Below are 20,178 nucleotides of genomic sequence, written 5' to 3'. Positions count from 1 at the left end.
TCCTTTCAATTACTTCGTATAATAATATATTGCAAGTTGCGTTCTATCTCTAAGTTCTAACTTTTCTAAAATTCCTGAAATATAATTTCTAACAGTTCCCTCACTTAAAAATAATTTTTCAGAGATTTCTTTATTAGATAATCCCTTAGCAATTTGTTCTAATATTTCAATCTCTTTTTGAGTTAAAAGATTAAAATCTTTTTTTGTAGTATTAAAAAGATTTTTTAAATTCAGTTCATTATCTAAAATTTTATTTCCAAGACTTACACTTTCTATCGCAGGAATTAGTGATGCAACATTATCCTTTAAAATAACTCCTAAAACACCTTTGTTTAAAGCTCTAATTATATCATCTCTATCATTGAAAGTTGTTAAGAGCATTATTTTGGCATCTTTGTCAAATTCTAAAATTTCTATTGCAACATCAACTCCATTTACTTCTTTCATTCTTATATCCAAAATTACTACGTCAATTTTATTTTCTTTGTATGTTTCAATCGCTTTTTTTGAATCTGTTGTTGCAAGTACAATCTCATACCCACTTTTTCCAAGTATGGTACTTAAAGCGTTTAACACCAAAGAATCGTCATCAACCATTAAAATTTTCATTACTTTTCACCCTTATCTATCGCAATATTTATCTTAAATCCATTATCTGTAATTACATTGAAAAGTCCTCTGTACTTTCTTGCAATTTCCTCCATCGACAAAATCCCAAGTCCATCGCTCTTTTCAAATTTTATATCCTTTCCATTATCAAAAATTGTGATAATATATGCCTTTTCATTTTCAATAATTTTAACTGTAAAGCTATCTCCATTTGAATGTTTTGTAAAATTAGCAAAAGCCTCTTTAACAATACTTAAAATATCAAAACTCAAATTTTCATTCATTTTCGTTTTTACTTTATAAATCAATTTTGTTTTAACATTAGGAATATCAATTAATTTTCCAATATAACTTTCCAAGTCAAAAGACGATTTATACATATTGTGAATTATTTTTCTTATATCAACCATTCCGATGGATAAATTTTCTCTAATTCTTTCAATAGAAGTTTTAACCTCTTTGTCTTCAACTATAAATTCTAAAGCTCTAAGCTCTAAAATAGACGCTGAAATTGTATGTCCTATCGAATTGTGCAATTCTTTTGAAATTTTTTCTCTTTCTTTTAAAATATTTTCATAATTTTTTCTTTCTTCTTCAAGATATAAATTTTTTAAATTCTTTTGAAGTTTATATTTTTCTTTATGAAAATTCAAAAATTCTCTATGATAGAAAATTTTTCTCTCATAAAGTTCTCTATCATATTGAGATAGACAAATTATAAGCAAAGAAAGTGCTAAAAAATCAAATTCTCCGGTAATTAAAAATACCAAAAATATCGGAACATTGTATATCGATTTTTTATACAAAGCGTATATTAAAACAAAGCTAAAAAATCTAAATTCCGGAAAAAAATACATTAAAATAGAAAAAATCACAGACAAAACAAAGCTGTAATAAATATTTTCTTCAATTTCTACAATGAGCATAAAACTCAAAGAAACTAAACTAAAAATTGCAATATTAATTGCTCCTATGCTATCTGAAAACAAAAACATTAAACTTAATAAAAAATATTTTAAAAATACCATATCATCACCAAATATATTTTACCATATTTTTCAAAAAATTACATTTGTCATATTGATAAAATTACATAATACACTAATTTTTTAAAAAATTTGTTGATATAATATTGGTGAGGTGATAATTATGATTATAAAAATAGAAGATTTAATTAAAAGTTTTAAAGAAAAAATTGTTTTAGACCATTTTAATTTATCTCTTGAAAAAGGAGATGTACTTGGACTTATAGGTCCAAACGGTTGTGGAAAGACGACTTCAATAATGTGTATGCTTTCTCTTTTGAAATATGACAGTGGAAATATTGAAGTTTTTGGAAAAAAAGATATTTCTAGTGAATATGAAATTAAGAAAAAAATTGGAATTGTTCCTCAAGAACTTGCTGTTTTTAATAATTTAACTGTAAAAGAAAATATCGACTATTTTTGTGGTCTATATATATCTAATAAAAATGAAAGAAAAAGGCTTGTAAATGAAGCTATTGAATTTACAGGACTTCAAAGTCATGAAAAAATGTTGGAAAAGAAGCTATCAGGTGGGCTTAAAAGACGTTTAAATATCGCTTGTGGTATTTCACATAAGCCTGAACTTGTAATTTTAGACGAGCCAACAGTTGCAGTAGATGCTCAAAGCAGAAAGTTTATCTTAGATGGAATTAAAAATTTAGCTGAAAATGGATCATCAATTCTTTATACTACTCACTATTTAGATGAAGCTGAATATCTTTGCAATAAAATTTCTATTATGGATAATGGAAAAAATATCTTAACCGGAGATATGCAAACTTTGATTAATGGAGTAAGTGTAAAAGAAAAGATTACAGTTGTAGGTTTTATAAAACCTGAAATTATTTCAATCTTAGAAAAACAAGATGAAGTAATTGATGTTGAAGCGAAGGAAAATCAAGTAACTTTTAATTATTCTAGTGATACAGGAAACATTAAAAAATTAATTCATTTACTTGATGAAAACAATGTAGTTTATGAAGAAATTTTTTCAAAGAAACCTAAACTGGAAGATATTTTCTTAGAAATGACAGGAAAGGAGCTTAGAGAATAATGGGAATTTTATCTGCTTTAAAAGTAAATTTGCTACATTTAACTAGAGATAAACTAACTTTATTTTGGAATACTTTTTTCCCTATAATTTTAGCTACGTTTTTTTGTCTTATAATTCCTAATATTGGCAAAAATTTTGATAAAGTAAATGTTGGAATTAACAAAAACAATCCACATGAATACATTTTAAAACAAATTCCATATCTTAATCTTAAAGAAGTAAAAGAAGATGTTCAAACAGATCTAAAAAATAAAGAATATAAAGCATTTATAGAAGATGATTTATCTTTAAAAATTATATCATCTAATTCAGAAGTTATGGTTGTTAAAAATATCCTTGACCAAATAAAACAAATGTATGAAACTAAAATTAATCAGGAAGAAATTATAAAAAATATTGATAAAGATTTTATAGAGGACAAAAACCATGGTGTTACAGGTGTTGAACCCATACTTTTTTCAATAATTATTATGGCAAGTCTATATACTATGTTTGATGGCGTTATCTACATAGATAATATATTATATGATTCGTCTGATTTTGCAGTAAGAATGTTAGTTTCTCCAATAAAAAAATCAACTTATTTGCTAAACGGAATAATATCTGCACTTATACTTACAGGTTTTAATTCTACATTATTGATTATTTATTTAAAACTTGTATTTGGGATAACCCTGATAACAAACTATTTGGCTTCAATAATTACAATAATTATTATTATGATTTTTGGAATTACATTAGGAATGTTCCTTGCCGTTACACTAAAAACTAAAACAGAAACTAAATCTATGGTTGGACTTGGATGTATTCTTCTAATGAATTATACTTCAGGAATGATGGGCTCAAGTGTAACAAATGCTATAACTTCAGCTTTCCCTATAATAAAAAAGATAAATCCTACAATATATATGGAAAATGCCTTATTAGGTGTAAATATCGCAAATGACAATAGCTACTTGATTTCAATGGCTAAGTATGTAATTCCATTTACTCTAGTTTTATTTGGAATTGCATTAGTATATTTGAGGAGGCATAAGTATAATGATATTTAAAAATTATATGAAAATATTTATTAAAAATATAAAAGCCGTTTTAGTTTCTTTCATAATTTTTATGGTTATGTTGATTGTATTTACCAGTTCAAAAAATAATGACGTTGAATTTAAACCTATGAAGCTGAACTTAATGATAAATGATGAAGATAAAAGCGAAGAGTCAAAAGCCTTAATAAATTATTTAAAAGAAAAACATAATGTAAAAGAAGAAAAAATTACGGAAAGCGAAGCAAGAAAACAAATTGTTGAGGATAAAATTATAGCTTATATGGTAATTAATAAAGATTTTAAACAAAATTTGTTAAATAATAAAAAAGCAATTTCGATTTTAGCACCAACAAAAACTTCATATATAACCTTTTTAAAAATAGATTTAAAAAGTTATCTCAATTACACATTGTCTGCAATAAATTCAAATGTTGATCAACAAGAGGTAATAAATACATTAAAGAAAGAGATTGATGTAAAGATAATAGATACTAAATTATATAATCAAGAACAAGGACAAGAAGCCTTTAACACTACTTTTTTAATCTTAAGTTATATAGTTTTTACGAGTATAATTTCAATAATTATAAATATTGATGCTGAATTTAAAAAAGAAAGTCTTTTAAAAAGAATGGCTTTATCCCCTTATAGTCAAAAATCACAAACTTTACAACAATTTTTAGCTCAGGTAATAATATCTATATTAATATCAAGTTTTTATTTAGCTGTTTCAATATCAAGAGTGAATAAATCAATAGCTAAAATTGATTTAATATATATGAGTTTAGCAGTATTTATATTTTCATTTACTGCAATTTCACTAGGACAACTACTTGTATCAATTTCAAAGGATGTAAAAGTTGTAAATGGTGTAAATTCTGCTTTCACATTAATAATGGCATTTTCATCAGGAGTATTTTTACCAATGAAATTCTTACCACAAGGATTAATAAATGTTTCTAAATTTATGCCACAATATTATTTTGTAAAGTTTTTAGAAGAAATAAATTTTGAAAAATTTTTACTATTTGTTGCATCACAAGTTATATTCATAGTATTTTATACACTACTAGGAATATTCATAAAAAGATACAAATTAAAAGAAGTCGCTTAAACGACTTCTTTTAAAATTTAATTTATTTATTTTTTCCTTTATACATTGTTTTGTATTTCATTCCAATTGTTCTGCTTATATAATTTGAAGATATTGCACAAATTATTAGAGTAAACAATGTTGTAATATATAACTGGTTTTGATTTCCTATTATCCATGATACAATCAAAACAAAAATTCCTCCTGCAATAAAGACAACTCCTGAAAATTTATTTGCATAGTTAAAAACTATATCGTTATTCATTGTCCATTTGTTCCTTATTGCAAATTCACTTTCTTTTTTAACTCTTCTAAGATAAATTCCATAAAATACAATTAGTACAGCTATCAAAGAAAAAACTATTCTAATTACAAAAAAAGGAATTTCCATTTTTGAATTTTTTAACATAAGTTTTAAAACTGAAAAAGTAAAATAGTTACACATAATGGAAATAAGTAAATTTACAAAGGCAACAACAGTTACTCCCGTAGGATAATTTTCATCAGAAAATTTTTTCTTTACTCTTTTTAAATAAGTTATTCCAAAGAATGATAAAACGACATTTATGATTGCAAATGTGTAAATCATATATGAGCCGATAAAAACTTCTTTTCCATTTTTAATAAAAGCCAAAACAGATGCTGGCAATACAATAAATCCTGCTGTTGCAAGTATTATTGGAGTTATTGCTAAAATTAATAATAGTTTTAAAAATTTATTCATATATTAATCCTCATATCCATATTTTTGGTAAAATTCTTTTTTGTATTCTAAAAATCTGTCTTCTCTAATCGCTTGTCTAATATTTTCCATAGTTTTAAGTAAAAATCTCAAATTATGGATTGATAAAAGTCTTGCTCCTAAAATTTCATCAACATTTATTAAATGTCTAATATATGCTCTTGTATGATTTTTACAAGCATAACAATCACATTCATCATCAAGTGGAGAAAAGTCTTTTGCATATTTTGCATTCTTTATAACAAGTTTTCCTTTTGAAGTCATCGCAGTTCCATTTCTTGCAATTCTAGTTGGAAGAACACAGTCAGCCATATCAATTCCTGCCTCAACCGCCTCAAATAAATAATCAGGCGTTCCAACACCCATTAAGTATCTTGGCTTATTTTCCGGCATAAATTGTGCTGTGTAGTTCAAATATTCAACCATAATTTCCTTAGGTTCTCCAACACTAAGTCCACCGATTGCATAACCCGGTAAATCCATATCAATAGTAGCAAGAGCAGATTCTCTTCTCAAATCTTTAAACATTCCCCCTTGAATAATTCCAAAAAGAGCTTGTTTATCCGTATTTTTATGATAATCTTTACATCTCTTTAGCCAACGTAAAGTTCTCTCCATAGAATTTTTAACATAATCATAGCTAGCAGGATATGGAGCACATTCATCAAAAGCCATCATAATGTCTGAGCCTAAATCATTTTGAATTTCCATTGATTTTTCAGGAGAGATAAAATGTTTTGAGCCGTCAATATGCGACCTAAATTCAACGCCCTCTTCAGTTATTTTTCTAATATCCCCAAGACTAAAAACTTGAAAACCACCACTATCTGTTAAAATCGGTTTATCCCAATTCATAAATTTGTGAAGTCCTCCTGCCATTCTTATAATCTCTTGACCGGGCTTTAGATATAAATGGTAAGTATTTCCAAGTATTATTTGTGAGCCAATGTCTTTAAGTTCATCAACATTCATAGCCTTTACAGTTGCACGAGTTCCAACCGGCATAAAGATTGGAGTTTCAATAACTCCTCTATTTGTATAAATCTTTCCAAGCCTTGCATTACAATCCTTAGACTTTTTTATCAATTCATATTTTAATTCCATTATTTCTCCTTTTTAATTAGCATTGCATCTCCAAAGCTAAAAAATCTATATCTATTTTTTGTTGCCTCATTATAAGCATTCATTATTATTTCTTTTGATGAAAAAGCACTAACAAGCATTATTAAAGTTGACTTTGGCAAATGGAAGTTTGTAATCAAACAATCTACAACTCCAAACTCAAATCCAGGATAGATAAAAATATCGGTATCTCCGTTACAAGCAACTAATTTCCCATATTTTTTATAAACTGTTTCCAAAGTTCTAACACTTGTAGTTCCAACAGCAAAAACTCTATTTCCATTTTCTTTTGCAGAATTTATAATTTCAACACTTTCTTTAGAAATTTCATAATATTCTTCATGCATTTTATGTTCCAAAACATTATCAACCTTTACAGGTCTAAAAGTGCCAAGTCCAACATGAAGTGTTACCCTTGCAATCTTAACACCTTTTTCCTTCAATTTTTCCAAAAGTTCATCTGTAAAATGAAGTCCTGCAGTTGGTGCAGCAGCAGAACCATTATGTTTTGCATAAACGGTTTGATACCTATTTTTTTCTTCCAATTTTTCGTGAATATAAGGTGGTAGTGGCATTGTTCCAAGTTCATCTAAAATCTCCTCGAAAATTCCATCATAAGAAAATTTAACAAATCTCTCTCCATCAACGCTTATTCCAACAACTTCTCCAACTAATTTTCCATTTCCAAATTCTACCTTTGAGCCGATTTTCATTTTCTTACCCGGTTTTACCAAAGTTTCCCAAGTATTATCCTCATGTTTTTTCAAAAGTAAAACTTCGATTACCTCTTCCTTATTCGGTCTTGAACCGAAAAGTCTTGCAGGAATTACTTTCGTATCATTTATTACAAGTACATCACCTGAATTTATATATTCTACTATATCCTTAAAAACTTTATGTTCTAAATCGAAATTTTCTCTATTTACAACTAAAAGTTTTGAACTTGATCTATCCTTAAGCGGAAACTGAGCAATCAAAGACTCATCAAGCTCAAAATCAAAATCATCCGTTTTTAAACTTTTCATTAACTCTCTTCCTTCTATATAAAATATAAAATACATCTACAAGATTATATTATATATTGTTTTTCAATATTTTTCAAATTTTTTAAATTGTTTTTTATATCAATAGATTATAATTATCAAAATTATTGACAAAAAAATTTTTTTGTGCTACCATCAGGTTGATAGGAAGTGTGCTTTCTATATTTGTGTCTGCAGATAGAATATCTTTTAAAAAAGGAGCTGAGTTTTTATGTCAGCATTGATAGCAGCAGCATGGGTTTATGGTCCTCAAGCTGTAGCATGGGTTATAGCAAATGGTCCTATGCTAATTCAAATGGGAGCAGCTGCATTTGTTCTATTGAGTCAAATGTTTGGCTAAACAACAAGGATACATTAACTGTAGCCTCTTACATATTTTATTAGGAGAGTTTTATGATTTTAAAAAAATTAAGCCATTCTTTTGAAAATTTTTCAATTTATGTTGAAAATATAAATTTTGATAAGGGAAAAATTTATGCACTCATTGGAAAAAATGGTGCAGGTAAAACGACATTAATGAATGCAATAACAAACAATTTAAATTTAAACGGAAATATTGAAATGGATATTGATGAAGATAAAATTCTTTATATTCCAACTGAACTTAACGCCTATGAGTTTTTAACTGTAAAAGAGTTTATAAATCTTTTGTTAAAACATAATGATACAAACTCAAATTACGATTATGTTATAGAAAAATTAAATTTAAAAAACAAAGAAAATGAATTAATTGCAAATCTTTCACAGGGAATGAGTAAAAAAATCGCTCTATCTCCTATATTTATACGAAATTTTGATTTTTTAATTCTGGACGAACCATTTAACAGTATAGATATAAACTATATATTTGAGCTTAAAATCTATCTAAAAGAGATTTCTAAAGATTGTGCTATTTTGATTTCTTCACATATTTTAGATACTCTTTCAGATATATGTGATGAATTTTTTATAATGAAAGATGGAAAAATTGTAAAAATTTTAGATAAAAGTACAGAAAATTTGGAGAGTGAAATTCTTGAATGTATTTAAAATAAATTTTGAAGTTTTTAGGAAAAGATTTAAAATAAAAAATATTTTTAACCTAATAGAATTCTTTGTATCAATACTATTTATGATTTCATTAATACATATTGGATTTATTCTATTTGGCAAGTATGAAGATATGTATCTTCTAAAAAGTTTATTCTTTTTTACAATAATTATTGAGTTTGTCTTCCCAAACTATAATTTAAACAATAAATTAAAACTAAAATCATTTTTTGGAAAATTAAAAACTGAAGAAATAGAAAGATACTATTCTTCAAAAAGTTTAATTAGATCTTTGATAATAGGTTTTTTTGTGTTTATTCCATACAGATTAGATTTGATAAATGTAAGCCTATTCTATATGACAATTGTATCATTGCTATTTTTAGTTGTTATAGGACTTAGAAAAATATTCAATAAAGTTGATTTTCAGTCATTTTTACTATTGATTAGATTTAGTATAATGTTTTTGCTTTTAGTATTTGTAAAAAAAGGAACTGGAGAGATTATAAAAAATTTTGCAAATAAAATTTCTTTTTTTATTTACTTTTTAGTATTTTTTGCCTTTGTCCATATATCAATAAAAATATTAAATTCTATAAAGTCAAATTATATTAAAAAACATAATTTTTCAAAATTTTTAACAAATTCAGAAAAATATTTTGGATATAATTTTTTATATGTTATAAGAAATGGAAATTTTCTAAGGAACATATCCTTATTTTATACAATATCAATTTTGACGATTTATAGAGAAACAATTGAAAATGCAATAATTGCTTTTACTATTTCAGTTGTTTTAAATGGAATTTCAAATTTATTTGCTATTTTCAAAATAGAACATAATCGTTTTAATTTTATATATGATAAAAATTCATTAAAAAATATAAACAAACTTAAAATAACAGATAATATAAAACTTCATCTTATTTCAACGATTTTTATGTTTCCTGTAATTTATTTTAAAGTCGGATTGATTTTAACAGTGAAAATAACTTTTATATCAACACTAATTACTATATTTTCAACGATTGTAGTATTAAATTTTATACAAAACAAGAATTATAAATACAATAAAAATGATATAATTATAACTATAATTGTAACCTTAATACTAACAATAATTGGAACTAACTTAATAGTATAGAGCGAACCATTCCCCGATTCTTTGCATCGGCTGGGTCCCCGGGAACCTTGTTGTTCCACAACAAAAAAAGTAACGGTTAAATAATCGTTACTTTTTTATTCTACCAAAATGTTTATATGCTTTATCCGTTACAATTCTTCCTCTACTTGTTCTGCTTAGAAAGCCTATTTGTAGTAAATAAGGTTCATAAACATCTTCTATTGTAACCCTTTCTTCTCCGGTAGATGCAGCTATTGTATCAATCCCAACAGGTCCACCTGAAAAATTATCTATTATTGTAGTAATTATTTTTCTATCTATCGTATCTAAACCTAAAGCATCTACTTCTAAAATATCAAGTCCGTCTTTACTCGTTTGCAAATCAATCTTTCCATCTCTTTTAACCTGCGCAAAATCTCTAACCCTTTTTAAAAGTCTATTTGCAATTCTTGGAGTTCCACGAGAACGTCTTGCAATTTCTATCGCCCCGTCAGCATCAATTTCAACACCTAAAATACCCGCAGAACGAGTAATAATTTTTTGTAAATTTTCAATGCTATACAATTCAAGATTAAGCATAATCCCAAATCTATCTCTAAGAGGTCCTGTAAGTTGTCCCGTCCTTGTAGTTGCCCCTATCAAAGTAAATTTTTCAAGGTCGATTCTAAGACTTCTTGCACTTGGACCTTTACCGATTATTATATCCAAAGCATAATCTTCCATAGCAGGATATAAAATTTCCTCAACACTTTTATTTATTCTATGAATTTCATCTATAAATAAGACATCATCTTTACTTAAATTAGTCAAAATACTTGCAAGGTCGCTCGGCTTTTCAATAGCAGGACCTGAAGTAACTCTAATATTAACTCCCATTTCATTAGCAATAATATTTGCAAGAGTTGTCTTTCCAAGTCCCGGAGGCCCATACAAAAGACAATGATCTAAAGGCTCGTTTCTAGTCTTAGCAGCCTCTATAAAAATCTTTAATCTCTCTTTTGCTTTTTCTTGACCTATGTACTCATCAATCCACTTCGGTCTTAAACTTGTTTCTATATCAACATCTTCCCTCGAAAAACCAGTTCCGATAATTCTATCTTCAAAATCTTCAAACATAATAACACCTATAATTTTTTCATACTAAGTTTAATAATATCTTCAATTTCCATTTCATCAATATTAATGCTTGAAAGGAATTTTTCAATATCATTTTTCATAAACCCTAAATTAACCAAAGCATCTAAGACAAGCTCTCTCTTTTCAAAATCTTTACCACTTGTTGTGATTTCCATTTCTCCGGTTGAAATATCTTTACTACTGATACTGTCAATTGAAATCTTGTCTTTTAATTCCAAAATGATTTTTTGAGCAGTTTTTTTGCCAACTCCCTTTGCAGTTGAAAGAGAAACAGCATCTCCATTTACAATAGTAAGTTTCAAACTGTCAACAGACATTGACGATAAAATGCCACAGGCAACCTTAGGACCTATACTATTTACACTAACAAGCATTTTAAACATCTCAAGCTCATCAAGAGTTTTAAAACCAAAAAGAGCGACATAATCTTCCTTCACAATATAGTCTGTATAAATCGTATAAAAATCCCCAACATTTACATTAAAAATTGTATTGTTGGAAGTAAAAATCTTATAACCTATTCCATTATTATCTATAACAATATAGTCATTATAAATAAATTTAAGTTCACCACTAATATATTCGTACATAAAACACCTATTTCATTCTAAATTCTTCTTTAAATTTCAAACTAAAAAAATGGCAAAGAGCAATAGCCAAGGCATCTGCCGCATCATCAGGTTTTGGAATCTCTTTAAGTTTAAAAATCATCTTAACGCTCTCTTGCATTTGCTTTTTATCAGCCATACCATAGCCGGTAATAGCTTGTTTAACTTGTAAAGGAGTATATTCATAAGCTAAAATATTTTTCTTTATAAAAGATAAAATTTCAACACCACGAGCTTGTGCAACATTTATTACCGTCTTAACATTCTTGTTAAAAAACAGTTCCTCAATCGCAAGTTCATCAACATTATGTAAATCAATCAATTTATTCAATTCTTCATCAATAATCTTAAGTCTATCAGGAAGTGGAACTCCCGCCTTGGTTTCAATAACACCATAGTCAATAAGTCTAACTCTATTACCAATCGCTTCAATAATTCCATAACCAACAATTGCAATCCCAGGGTCTAATCCAAAAATAATCACAAAAAATCCTCCAATACTACCCCTTATAATAACATAAAACACATATTTTTTCAATTAAAGAAAGTGATATTTATTGCACAAAAAAAGCAAGAACTAAATCTTGCTTTTTAATTTTCTTATTATTCGTAATCTTCACAGCTTAGTAAATCTTCTCTCTTAACTTTACCTTTTTCATCGTAAGTCATTTTACTGAAGTTAATTAAGTGAGGTATCATATTAATCTTTCTACATTCAATTAAATGAACAACTTTGCTTAAATCTCCAACTTCTTTAGCTTGAGTTTTCATGATTTTCATCATTGAGTACTTAAGTTCAGTTTCTTTAAAAGTGATAGTGTTCATTCCTTTTTTATTGAAAGCAGCTTGAACCATTGATTCACAGTTTTCTTCTGTAAGTGCAGGAATTAAAATATAATCTACATCACTTGCAGCTTCGATACCAGCTTCATCTTTAACTTGAACAGTTTTGTGTGAACCTTTAGCAACAGCCATAACAGCTGCCATAAATGGTCTTATTCCAGCAGATCTATGACCTGAAATAATTAAAGTTTCTCCTTTAGCAATAGCTTCTTCGATATATAGACCATGTTCTTCTTTCATATAACCTGAGTCTACATGTTTTTGTAACATTGGATGCATACAAATTTCCTCCTTTTATTTTTTCAATTATATCTATTATACTACATTTTTGATTTTAAATAAATACTTTATTAAAAAAAATTAAAATTTATCTCTTTTTTCTTTGTAATTTCCTAATCTCATTATTAATTCTAGTCATTAAAGACTTAACTTCTGATTCATCATTAAGATTTTTTATTTCCAGATTATATCTCTTTTCAATTGCTTTAACAAGAGAATCAACATACATATTCCTAACTTCTGATAAATTACTCTTTATAAAATGTGAATTATCTAAGAAATGTTCATAAACTTCTCCATCGGAAATTCCTGTTGCATCATATAATTTACAATAAGTAACTGTAACATATTCTGAATTTGTTTCATTTAATTTGAAATTTCCAACTAATTCATCACTTGTTACCAATTCATATTCTATATTTTCGTTAATCGGTTCATACACATCATCTAAAAATTTGTATGTTTCAATATCAATAATGTATTTTTGTCTTAAGTATTCCATAAGCCCTCCTAAAAAAAATAAATGTTTGTACTTCTCCATGGTACTAATTAATTTATACCACTTTAACGAAAAGAAAAACATTTATTTAAAATTAATTACTAAAAGATAGTACTATTATTGATAAAGTTACTATTAAAACGCCAATAAATAAAGTTACTGTTAATGAAGTTGATAAAAACAAAACAGAAAGAATAACACTCCAGACACTAAATGTACTATTAAGTGCCATTCCTTTTGAAACTCCATTTAATTTCATAGATTTATAGTAGAGCAAGTAACTTAGTCCTGCAAAAAAACCTGAACAAATTAAATATTTTAAAATTTCAAAATGTCCTATTGTAACTATAAACCCACTAAATAAATTTAAAAATGGTAAAACTAAAAATAATATAGTTAATCCCGAAACAATTTCTCTTATATTTAAAATTATCTCTTCTTCAAGCTCTTCTTTGCTTGCAAAATTTACAATCGTAGCCTCTAACCCCCAGCTAAAACTTGCAATAACAGAAAATAAAATTCCTAAATAAAAATGTGGATAATTACCGGCTGGTTTTGTATAGGATAAAATAAAAGTTCCAACTATACAGCCTAAAATACATAAAAAAGTTTTTAAATTTACTTTTTCTTTCAAAAAAACAGCTGATAAAATTGTTCCAAACATTGGGCATAGTGCAGAAATAGGAATTGCATAAGCAGAACCTGCTAGAGAAATGCCCATAATATATGAGCATTGTCCAACAGGTCCACCTATCAAGCCTGCAAAACAAACCATTTTTCCGGTTTTTGTTTTTAACGCAGGTAATATTAACTTTAATTTCCTAAAAACTCCATTATATCCTAGAACAAATATCCCGGCAAACAAGTCATTAAATCCGGCAAAAACTAAAGGCAAGAAAAATAAAATTCCAACACTATAATTTTTTAAGTATTCACTTCCTGTAATAAGAGATAAAATTATTCCATTGACCGCCCAAAAGAATCCTGAGCTAAGTCCTATAAATTCGTTTTTAAATTTTTTCATCTATGGCTTTACTCCATTAGGAAAAATTTCTTTATCCAATTCTCTCAAATTATAAGTATCAATTATATTAAGTAACTTTGAACCATAATTTGGGTCAGTAGCATAAGTTCCGGTTAATGCTTTTGCAGCTTGTTCCGGAGTCTTAGCAGCTACAACATTTCTATACCAGTTAGTAAGCCACTTAGTTCTAGTAAATAACTTAGCATAGTATTCAAATGCCTCATCATATCCTGAAAACTTCATAAACTTATCTGTAATATAATACTTTTTTCCATTTTTATCATATTCAGCAGTTCTTATTTCATAATATCTTTCAGGAGGTGTATCATCAGCTGCCTTAATACCGAACAAATTATATATTGGCGCCGGGGATAATCCGTCAGTTCCAAAACCAGTTTCTAAACAAGCTTGAGCGACAGCTATTGAAGGAAATAATCCCTTACCTTTAACAGCCTTTAAAACTCCAGGTGTTACTTTCTTTATAAACTCACTTCTACTACCTATAGGTTTGGATGCGCTCCTAGCAACTCCATTTTCATCTATATTATATCCATTTATTTTGGTATTTACAGCCATAGCTCCGCTTTCGCCTAAATAATATTTGTCTCCGTTATAGTTTATAAATTGACTTGATAACATCTTTCCATCTACAAAATAATACCAATAGCCGTTTACTTTTTCCCAGCCATTTTCTTTCATTTCTCCATTAGATAGTAGATAGTACCATACGCCATTATATTTTATCCACTTATTCTTATATAAGTTTCCATCTTCTCCATAATAGAACCACTTATTATTTTTTTGTTCCCAATGTTCTTCTAATTTTTTCGCTATGCCTTCTTCATCTATATAATATCCATTTATTTTGGTATTTACAGCCATAGCTCCACTTTCACCTAAATAATATTTGTCTCCGTTATAGTTTATAAATTGACTTGATAACATCTTTCCATCTACAAAATAATACCAATAGCCATTTACTTTTTCCCAGCCATTCTCTTTCATTTCTCCATTAGATAGTAGATAGTACCATACGCCATTATATTTTATCCACTTATTCTTATATAAGTTTCCATCTTCTCCATAATAGAACCACTTATTATTTTTTTGTTCCCAATGTTCTTCTAATTTTTTCGCTATGCCTTCTTCATCTATATAATATCCATTTATTTTGGTATTTACAGCCATAGCTCCACTTTCACCTAAATAATATTTGTCTCCATTATAGTTTATAAATTGACTTGATAACATCTTTCCATCTACAAAATAATACCAATAGCCGTTTACTTTTTCCCAGCCATTCTCTTTCATTTCTCCATTAGATAGTAGATAGTACCATACGCCATTATATTTTATCCACTTATTCTTATATAAGTTTCCATCTTCTCCATAATAGAACCACTTATTATTTTTTTGTTCCCAATGTTCTTCTAATTTTTTTGCTATGCCTTCTCCGTCTATATTATATCCATCTATTTTGGTATTTACAGCCATAGCTCCACTTTCGCCTAAATAATATTTGTCTCCGTTATAGTTTATAAATTGACTTGATAACATCTTTCCATCTACAAAATAATACCAATAGCCATTTACTTTTTCCCAGCCATTCTCTTTCATTTCTCCATTAGATAGTAGATAGTACCATACGCCATTATATTTTAGCCACTTATTCTTATATAAGTTTCCATCTTCTCCATAATAGAACCACTTATTATTTTTTTGTTCCCAATGCTCTTCTAATTTTTTCGCTATGCCTTCTCCGTCTATATTATATCCATTTATTTTGGTATTTACAGCCATAGCTCCGCTTTCGCCTAAATAATATTTGTCTCCGTTATAGTTTATAAATTGACTTGATAACATCTTTCCATCTACAAAATAATACCAACAGCCGTTTACTTTTTCCCAGCCATTCTCTTTCATTTCTCCATTAGATAGTAGATAGTACCATACGCCATTATATTTTAGCCACTTATTCTTATATAAGTTTCCATCTTCTCCATAATAGAACCACTTATTATTTTTTTGTTCCCAATGCTCTTCTAATTTTTTCGCTATGCCTTCTCCGTCTATATTATATCCATTTATTTTGGTATTTACAGCCATAGCTCCGCTTTCGCCTAAATAATATTTGTCTCCGTTATAGTTTATAAATTGACTTGATAACATCTTTCCATCTACAAAATAATACCAACAGCCGTTTACTTTTTCCCAGCCATTCTCTTTCATTTCTCCATTAGATAGTAGATAGTACCATACGCCTTTATATTTTGTCCACTTATTCTTATATAAGTTTCCATCTTCTCCATAATAGAACCACTTATTATTTTTTTGTTCCCAATGTTCTTCTAATTTTTTTGCTATGCCTTCTTCGTCTATATTATATCCATCTATTTTGGTATTTACAGCCATAGCTCCACTGTCGCCTAAATAATATTTGTCTCCGTTATAGTTTATAAATTGACTTGATAACATCTTTCCATCTACAAAATAATACCAATAGCCATTTACTTTTTCCCAGCCATTCTCTTTCATTTCTCCATTAGATAACAGATAGTACCAATTTTCTTTATAATCAACCCAATTTGATTTTACTCTTTTTTCATTTTGTATAAATATCCATTTACCATTATTTAACTTTTCCCAATTTCCTTCCGTATCAGCTCTCAATATATTAGAACTTAATAACGAAAATCCTAAAATTCCTAAAAGTAAAATTCTTTTTTTAGTTTTCATATTTGCCTCCTAATAATTATTCAAAAATAATTATTCACTATGGTCAATTTTAACATATTTTTTATATAATATCAACAAATAGCTAAAAATAAGGATAAAAAATTACAAAATTATTACAAAAGTGTTACAAAATTATTAAAAATTTAATTTGTTTAAAACTAAAAACAATTTTCCAAATGAAAAAGGAGAGATAACTCTCTCCTTAAAAATCAAATTTAACTAATCAATTATTTTACTTCATAATCATAATGAATATCGCCATTTAGTAAGCATTGGTTATAATCCTTCATAATAGCTTTAGCTTCAAATGATAACCAAAGAATTGCAACTAAGTTTGGTAATACCATTAAAGTATTGAAAATATCTGCTAATGACCAAACGATAGCAACTTCTCCAAGAGAACCGGCTACGATACAGATAAGAACTATAACTCTATATGGCCATAATCCAGCTTTACCAAATAAGTATTTGATATTTGATTCTCCGAAATAGTACCAACCAACGATTGTTGTAAATGCAAAGAATGATAAACAAACAGCTAAGAAAATAGCTCCACCTGATCCAAATGCAGTTCTAAATGCTTGTTGAGTTAATTGAGCTCCGGCTAAGAATTTTCCATCTGCTCCCTTTACATTGTAAGCACCTGTTACTAAAATAGAAAGTGCTGTTGCAGAACATACTAAAACTGTATCAATGAATACACCGATAATAGCTGTTAAACCTTGTTCAGCAGGGTGTTTTACGTTAGCAACCGCATGAGCATGTGGTGTAGAACCCATACCAGCTTCGTTAGAGAATAATCCTCTTGCAACCCCTTTTTGAACAGCCGCTTTAACTGCTGCCCCAGCGATACCACCTGCTACTGCTGTACCACTAAATGCACTCTTGAAAATCCATGCGAAAGTTGGTCCAATTTTGTTAGCAAACATAATTAAAATAACAATACTTCCTAAGATATAAACAGCTGCCATCACCGGAACTACTAATTCAGCAAATTTTGCAATTCTGTCGATACCACCGATGAAGATTAAAGCTGCTAAAATAGCAATAACAACACCAATAATAGCTGGGTTAATTCCTTCAAGTCCTTGAACACCTTTAATACCTGATGCTATTGAGTTTGATTGAACGGCATTTCCCATAAATCCTAAAGCTAATACGATTGCAATAGCGAAGAATCCGGCTAAACATTTCGCGAATGCTCCAGTATTTTTCATACCTTTTGATATGTAATATGCAGGTCCTCCTACGAATTCTCCATCAATTTTAGATCTATATTTTTGAGCTAAAACTGCTTCTACGAAGATTGTTCCCATTCCAAAGAATGCTGATAACCACATCCAGAAAATTGCTCCAGGTCCCCCTGCAGTAATAGCAGTTGCAACCCCTGCAACGTTACCAGTACCAACTTGAGCAGCTACTGCTGTTGCTAGTGCTTGGAATGAAGACATTGAACCTTCTTCTTTAGGTCCTTCTTTTTTCTTGAAAAGTCCACCAAAAACTAGTTTGAAAGCCTTTCCTAATTTTGTAATTTGAGGGAAGCCCAAAATAAATGAAAGGAATAGTCCCGCAAATAACAATCCATACATTAATATATTACCAGCGATAAAATCGTTTATTTTGTTGATAGTATCAACAAGTGCTGAATCGCTAAGTAATACAAAGCTTGATAATAAGTTCATATAATACCTCCTATAAAATTTATTAACTATATTATACTCTTAATTAATAAATAAGTCAATACATTTTCGGGAAAACTTTTGTTTTTTTTTATTATCATTAAAAAAAATCTCCAAAAAAATATCTATAAATATGTTATAATAAATACAGTTTTATGGTTATTGTATAAAAGTGTATTTATTTAATCATATTTGTCATTTAAAGATTATTTAAAGTGAAAATATATTATATTATTTCATATTTTTACAAAAAGTAAAAAGGCATATAACTAAATATTTCAAGTTATATACCTTTTCCTGATTAAATCTAAAAAATATTTCTATCTAACTTTATCAATATATTTTCCGTATCCTTCTTTTTCCATATCGGCTAATGGAATAAATCTCAAAGATGCTCCATTTATACAATATCTTTTTCCACCTTTATCTTTTGGGCCGTCGTCAAATATATGTCCTAAATGTGAATCTCCACCTTTACTTCTAACTTCTGTTCTTTTCATTCCATGACTTTCATCATTTTTATAATTTATATTTTCGTCAATCGGTTTTGTAAAACTCGGCCAACCACAACCTGCATCATATTTATCCCTTGAAGAGAAAAGTGGTTCTCCTGTAACTATATCCACATAAATTCCCGGCTCATCAAATTTGTCATATTCGCTTGAGAAAGGTCTTTCAGTTGCAGAATTTTGAGTAACTCTGTATTGTAAATCTGTTAGTTTGCTTTTCAATTCTTCATCACTTGGTTTTTTATATTTTCCGTCTATTCTTTTAAGTGGTTTATCTGCAAGTCCTAAATCAATATGACAATATCCACCGGGATTTTTCTTTAAATAATCTTGATGATATTCTTCTGCTACAACAAAGTTTTTAAGCTTTTCAACTTCAACAGTTATCGGTTTATCGAAATTTTTTCTTTGCCCATCAATAAATTTTTCAACAATAGCTTTGTCATTCTCATCAACAAAATATATACCGGTTCTATATTGCCTACCTGCATCATTACCTTGCCTATTCACACTTGTAGGTTCAATTATTCTGAAATAATGTTGTAAAATTTCTTCAAGAGAAATTTTATCTTTATCATAAACTATATGAACTGTTTCTGCGTGGTCGGTATGTTTAATTCTTTCATAGCTTGTTTCTGAACCACTTCCATTTGCATAACCAACAGTAGTATCTGCTATTCCTTCAATTTTTGAAAAGTATCCTTCAACACCCCAAAAACATCCACCGGCAAGATAAATTTCACCTTTATTTTTGATTAAACTAACATCAATTTTTGGTTTTTCCATAGTTTTCTCTCCTTTTTTTGCTTTTATTTTATATGTTGATACAAGTCCTATTATAAAAACACATAAAACAAAAGGTATTAAATATTTTTTCATAAAATCATCCCCTTTTTTGATTTTATGAAAATATACCCCGTAAAAAATAATTATAATCAAATTTGATTATTTTTTATTTCAAAAAAGGAAGTTGTTTCCAAC

Annotated in this window: 20 protein-coding genes; 6 read left to right on the top strand and 14 right to left on the bottom strand. The window is 28.1% G+C overall.

Annotated features, from left to right (window positions below):
* Nucleotides 1-9: 9 nt before the first annotated feature.
* On the bottom strand, nt 10-609 hold the full coding sequence (locus ACKTSI_RS01515) for a response regulator transcription factor (RefSeq protein WP_068472776.1): 600 nt from the start codon (nt 607-609) through the stop codon (nt 10-12).
* A complete protein-coding gene (locus ACKTSI_RS01510) occupies nt 609-1,637 on the bottom strand; it encodes a sensor histidine kinase (protein ID WP_201275268.1) in 1,029 nt (342 codons plus the stop codon). Before ACKTSI_RS01510 ends, ACKTSI_RS01515 begins: the two co-directional genes overlap by 1 nt.
* Nucleotides 1,638-1,758: 121 nt before the next feature.
* Here ACKTSI_RS01510 and ACKTSI_RS01505 point away from each other — a divergent pair, with 121 nt between their 5' ends.
* From ACKTSI_RS01505 to ACKTSI_RS01495, 3 genes are read left to right on the top strand one after another with little or no spacing between them, the layout of a single operon-like run.
* A complete protein-coding gene (locus ACKTSI_RS01505; protein ID WP_201275267.1) occupies nt 1,759-2,688 on the top strand; it encodes an ABC transporter ATP-binding protein in 930 nt (309 codons plus the stop codon).
* Nucleotides 2,688-3,740, top strand: coding sequence for an ABC transporter permease (locus tag ACKTSI_RS01500; protein WP_068472780.1), 1,053 nt, complete (start codon nt 2,688-2,690; stop codon nt 3,738-3,740). The genes ACKTSI_RS01505 and ACKTSI_RS01500 overlap by 1 nt, the downstream gene beginning before the upstream one ends.
* The gene (locus tag ACKTSI_RS01495) at nt 3,730-4,845 is read left to right on the top strand and encodes an ABC transporter permease (RefSeq protein ID WP_068472783.1); all 1,116 of its coding nucleotides are present in this window, start codon (nt 3,730-3,732) and stop codon (nt 4,843-4,845) included. Before ACKTSI_RS01500 ends, ACKTSI_RS01495 begins: the two co-directional genes overlap by 11 nt.
* A 22-nt stretch (nt 4,846-4,867) precedes the next feature.
* On the opposite strand, the gene ACKTSI_RS01490 is transcribed toward ACKTSI_RS01495, so the two are convergent.
* Genes ACKTSI_RS01490 through queA form a run of 3 tightly spaced genes read right to left on the bottom strand, consistent with a single transcriptional unit; the run spans nt 4,868 to nt 7,713 of the window.
* Nucleotides 4,868-5,548 (bottom strand): SdpI family protein, encoded by a 681-nt coding sequence (locus ACKTSI_RS01490; protein ID WP_068472785.1) that lies wholly within the window; start codon nt 5,546-5,548, stop codon nt 4,868-4,870.
* Between the two features lie 3 nt (nt 5,549-5,551).
* On the bottom strand, nt 5,552-6,670 hold the full coding sequence (tgt, locus tag ACKTSI_RS01485; protein WP_068472787.1) for a tRNA guanosine(34) transglycosylase Tgt: 1,119 nt from the start codon (nt 6,668-6,670) through the stop codon (nt 5,552-5,554).
* A complete protein-coding gene (gene queA / locus ACKTSI_RS01480) occupies nt 6,670-7,713 on the bottom strand; it encodes a tRNA preQ1(34) S-adenosylmethionine ribosyltransferase-isomerase QueA (protein WP_068472789.1) in 1,044 nt (347 codons plus the stop codon). The genes tgt and queA overlap by 1 nt, the downstream gene beginning before the upstream one ends.
* 229 nt (nt 7,714-7,942) lie before the next feature.
* Between queA and ACKTSI_RS01475 the strand changes: the two genes are divergently transcribed.
* From ACKTSI_RS01475 to ACKTSI_RS01465, 3 genes are read left to right on the top strand one after another with little or no spacing between them, the layout of a single operon-like run.
* Entirely contained in the window at nt 7,943-8,071 is a 129-nt protein-coding gene (locus ACKTSI_RS01475) for a hypothetical protein (protein WP_255353726.1), read from the top strand.
* A 53-nt stretch (nt 8,072-8,124) separates the two neighbouring features.
* The gene (locus ACKTSI_RS01470; RefSeq protein ID WP_068472792.1) at nt 8,125-8,760 is read left to right on the top strand and encodes an ATP-binding cassette domain-containing protein; all 636 of its coding nucleotides are present in this window, start codon (nt 8,125-8,127) and stop codon (nt 8,758-8,760) included.
* A complete protein-coding gene (locus tag ACKTSI_RS01465) occupies nt 8,747-9,904 on the top strand; it encodes a hypothetical protein (RefSeq protein ID WP_201275263.1) in 1,158 nt (385 codons plus the stop codon). Before ACKTSI_RS01470 ends, ACKTSI_RS01465 begins: the two co-directional genes overlap by 14 nt.
* Nucleotides 9,905-9,991: 87 nt before the next feature.
* Here ACKTSI_RS01465 and ruvB read toward each other — a convergent pair whose 3' ends face one another.
* The 9 genes from ruvB to msrB form a co-directional block, all read right to left on the bottom strand.
* The gene (gene ruvB, locus ACKTSI_RS01460; protein ID WP_288980855.1) at nt 9,992-10,999 is read right to left on the bottom strand and encodes a Holliday junction branch migration DNA helicase RuvB; all 1,008 of its coding nucleotides are present in this window, start codon (nt 10,997-10,999) and stop codon (nt 9,992-9,994) included.
* A gap of 8 nt (nt 11,000-11,007) precedes the next feature.
* The gene (ruvA, locus tag ACKTSI_RS01455; protein ID WP_068472797.1) at nt 11,008-11,610 is read right to left on the bottom strand and encodes a Holliday junction branch migration protein RuvA; all 603 of its coding nucleotides are present in this window, start codon (nt 11,608-11,610) and stop codon (nt 11,008-11,010) included.
* A gap of 7 nt (nt 11,611-11,617) precedes the next feature.
* On the bottom strand, nt 11,618-12,112 hold the full coding sequence (gene ruvC, locus ACKTSI_RS01450) for a crossover junction endodeoxyribonuclease RuvC (RefSeq protein WP_407862957.1): 495 nt from the start codon (nt 12,110-12,112) through the stop codon (nt 11,618-11,620).
* 119 nt (nt 12,113-12,231) lie between these two features.
* Nucleotides 12,232-12,750 (bottom strand): hypothetical protein, encoded by a 519-nt coding sequence (locus ACKTSI_RS01445; RefSeq protein ID WP_068472800.1) that lies wholly within the window; start codon nt 12,748-12,750, stop codon nt 12,232-12,234.
* Between the two features lie 88 nt (nt 12,751-12,838).
* Nucleotides 12,839-13,252, bottom strand: coding sequence for a hypothetical protein (locus ACKTSI_RS01440; protein WP_407862956.1), 414 nt, complete (start codon nt 13,250-13,252; stop codon nt 12,839-12,841).
* Nucleotides 13,253-13,343: 91 nt separating this feature from the next.
* Nucleotides 13,344-14,273, bottom strand: a complete 930-nt coding sequence (locus tag ACKTSI_RS01435) for a DMT family transporter (protein ID WP_407862955.1) — start codon at nt 14,271-14,273, stop codon at nt 13,344-13,346.
* Nucleotides 14,274-17,009 carry a glucosaminidase domain-containing protein gene (locus ACKTSI_RS01430; RefSeq protein WP_407862954.1) on the bottom strand — a complete coding sequence of 912 codons (2,736 nt, stop codon included), beginning with the start codon at nt 17,007-17,009 and terminating at the stop codon, nt 14,274-14,276.
* Between the two features lie 227 nt (nt 17,010-17,236).
* Nucleotides 17,237-18,691 (bottom strand): alanine/glycine:cation symporter family protein, encoded by a 1,455-nt coding sequence (locus ACKTSI_RS01425; RefSeq protein ID WP_407862953.1) that lies wholly within the window; start codon nt 18,689-18,691, stop codon nt 17,237-17,239.
* 317 nt (nt 18,692-19,008) lie between these two features.
* The gene (msrB, locus tag ACKTSI_RS01420) at nt 19,009-20,076 is read right to left on the bottom strand and encodes a peptide-methionine (R)-S-oxide reductase MsrB (protein ID WP_407862952.1); all 1,068 of its coding nucleotides are present in this window, start codon (nt 20,074-20,076) and stop codon (nt 19,009-19,011) included.
* Nucleotides 20,077-20,178 lie beyond the last annotated feature (102 nt).

The sequence above is a fragment of the Parvimonas parva genome, from assembly GCF_045866535.1.
GTDB classification, from domain to species: domain Bacteria; phylum Bacillota; class Clostridia; order Tissierellales; family Peptoniphilaceae; genus Parvimonas; species Parvimonas parva.
This window is presented reverse-complemented; position numbering and strand designations above follow the sequence as displayed.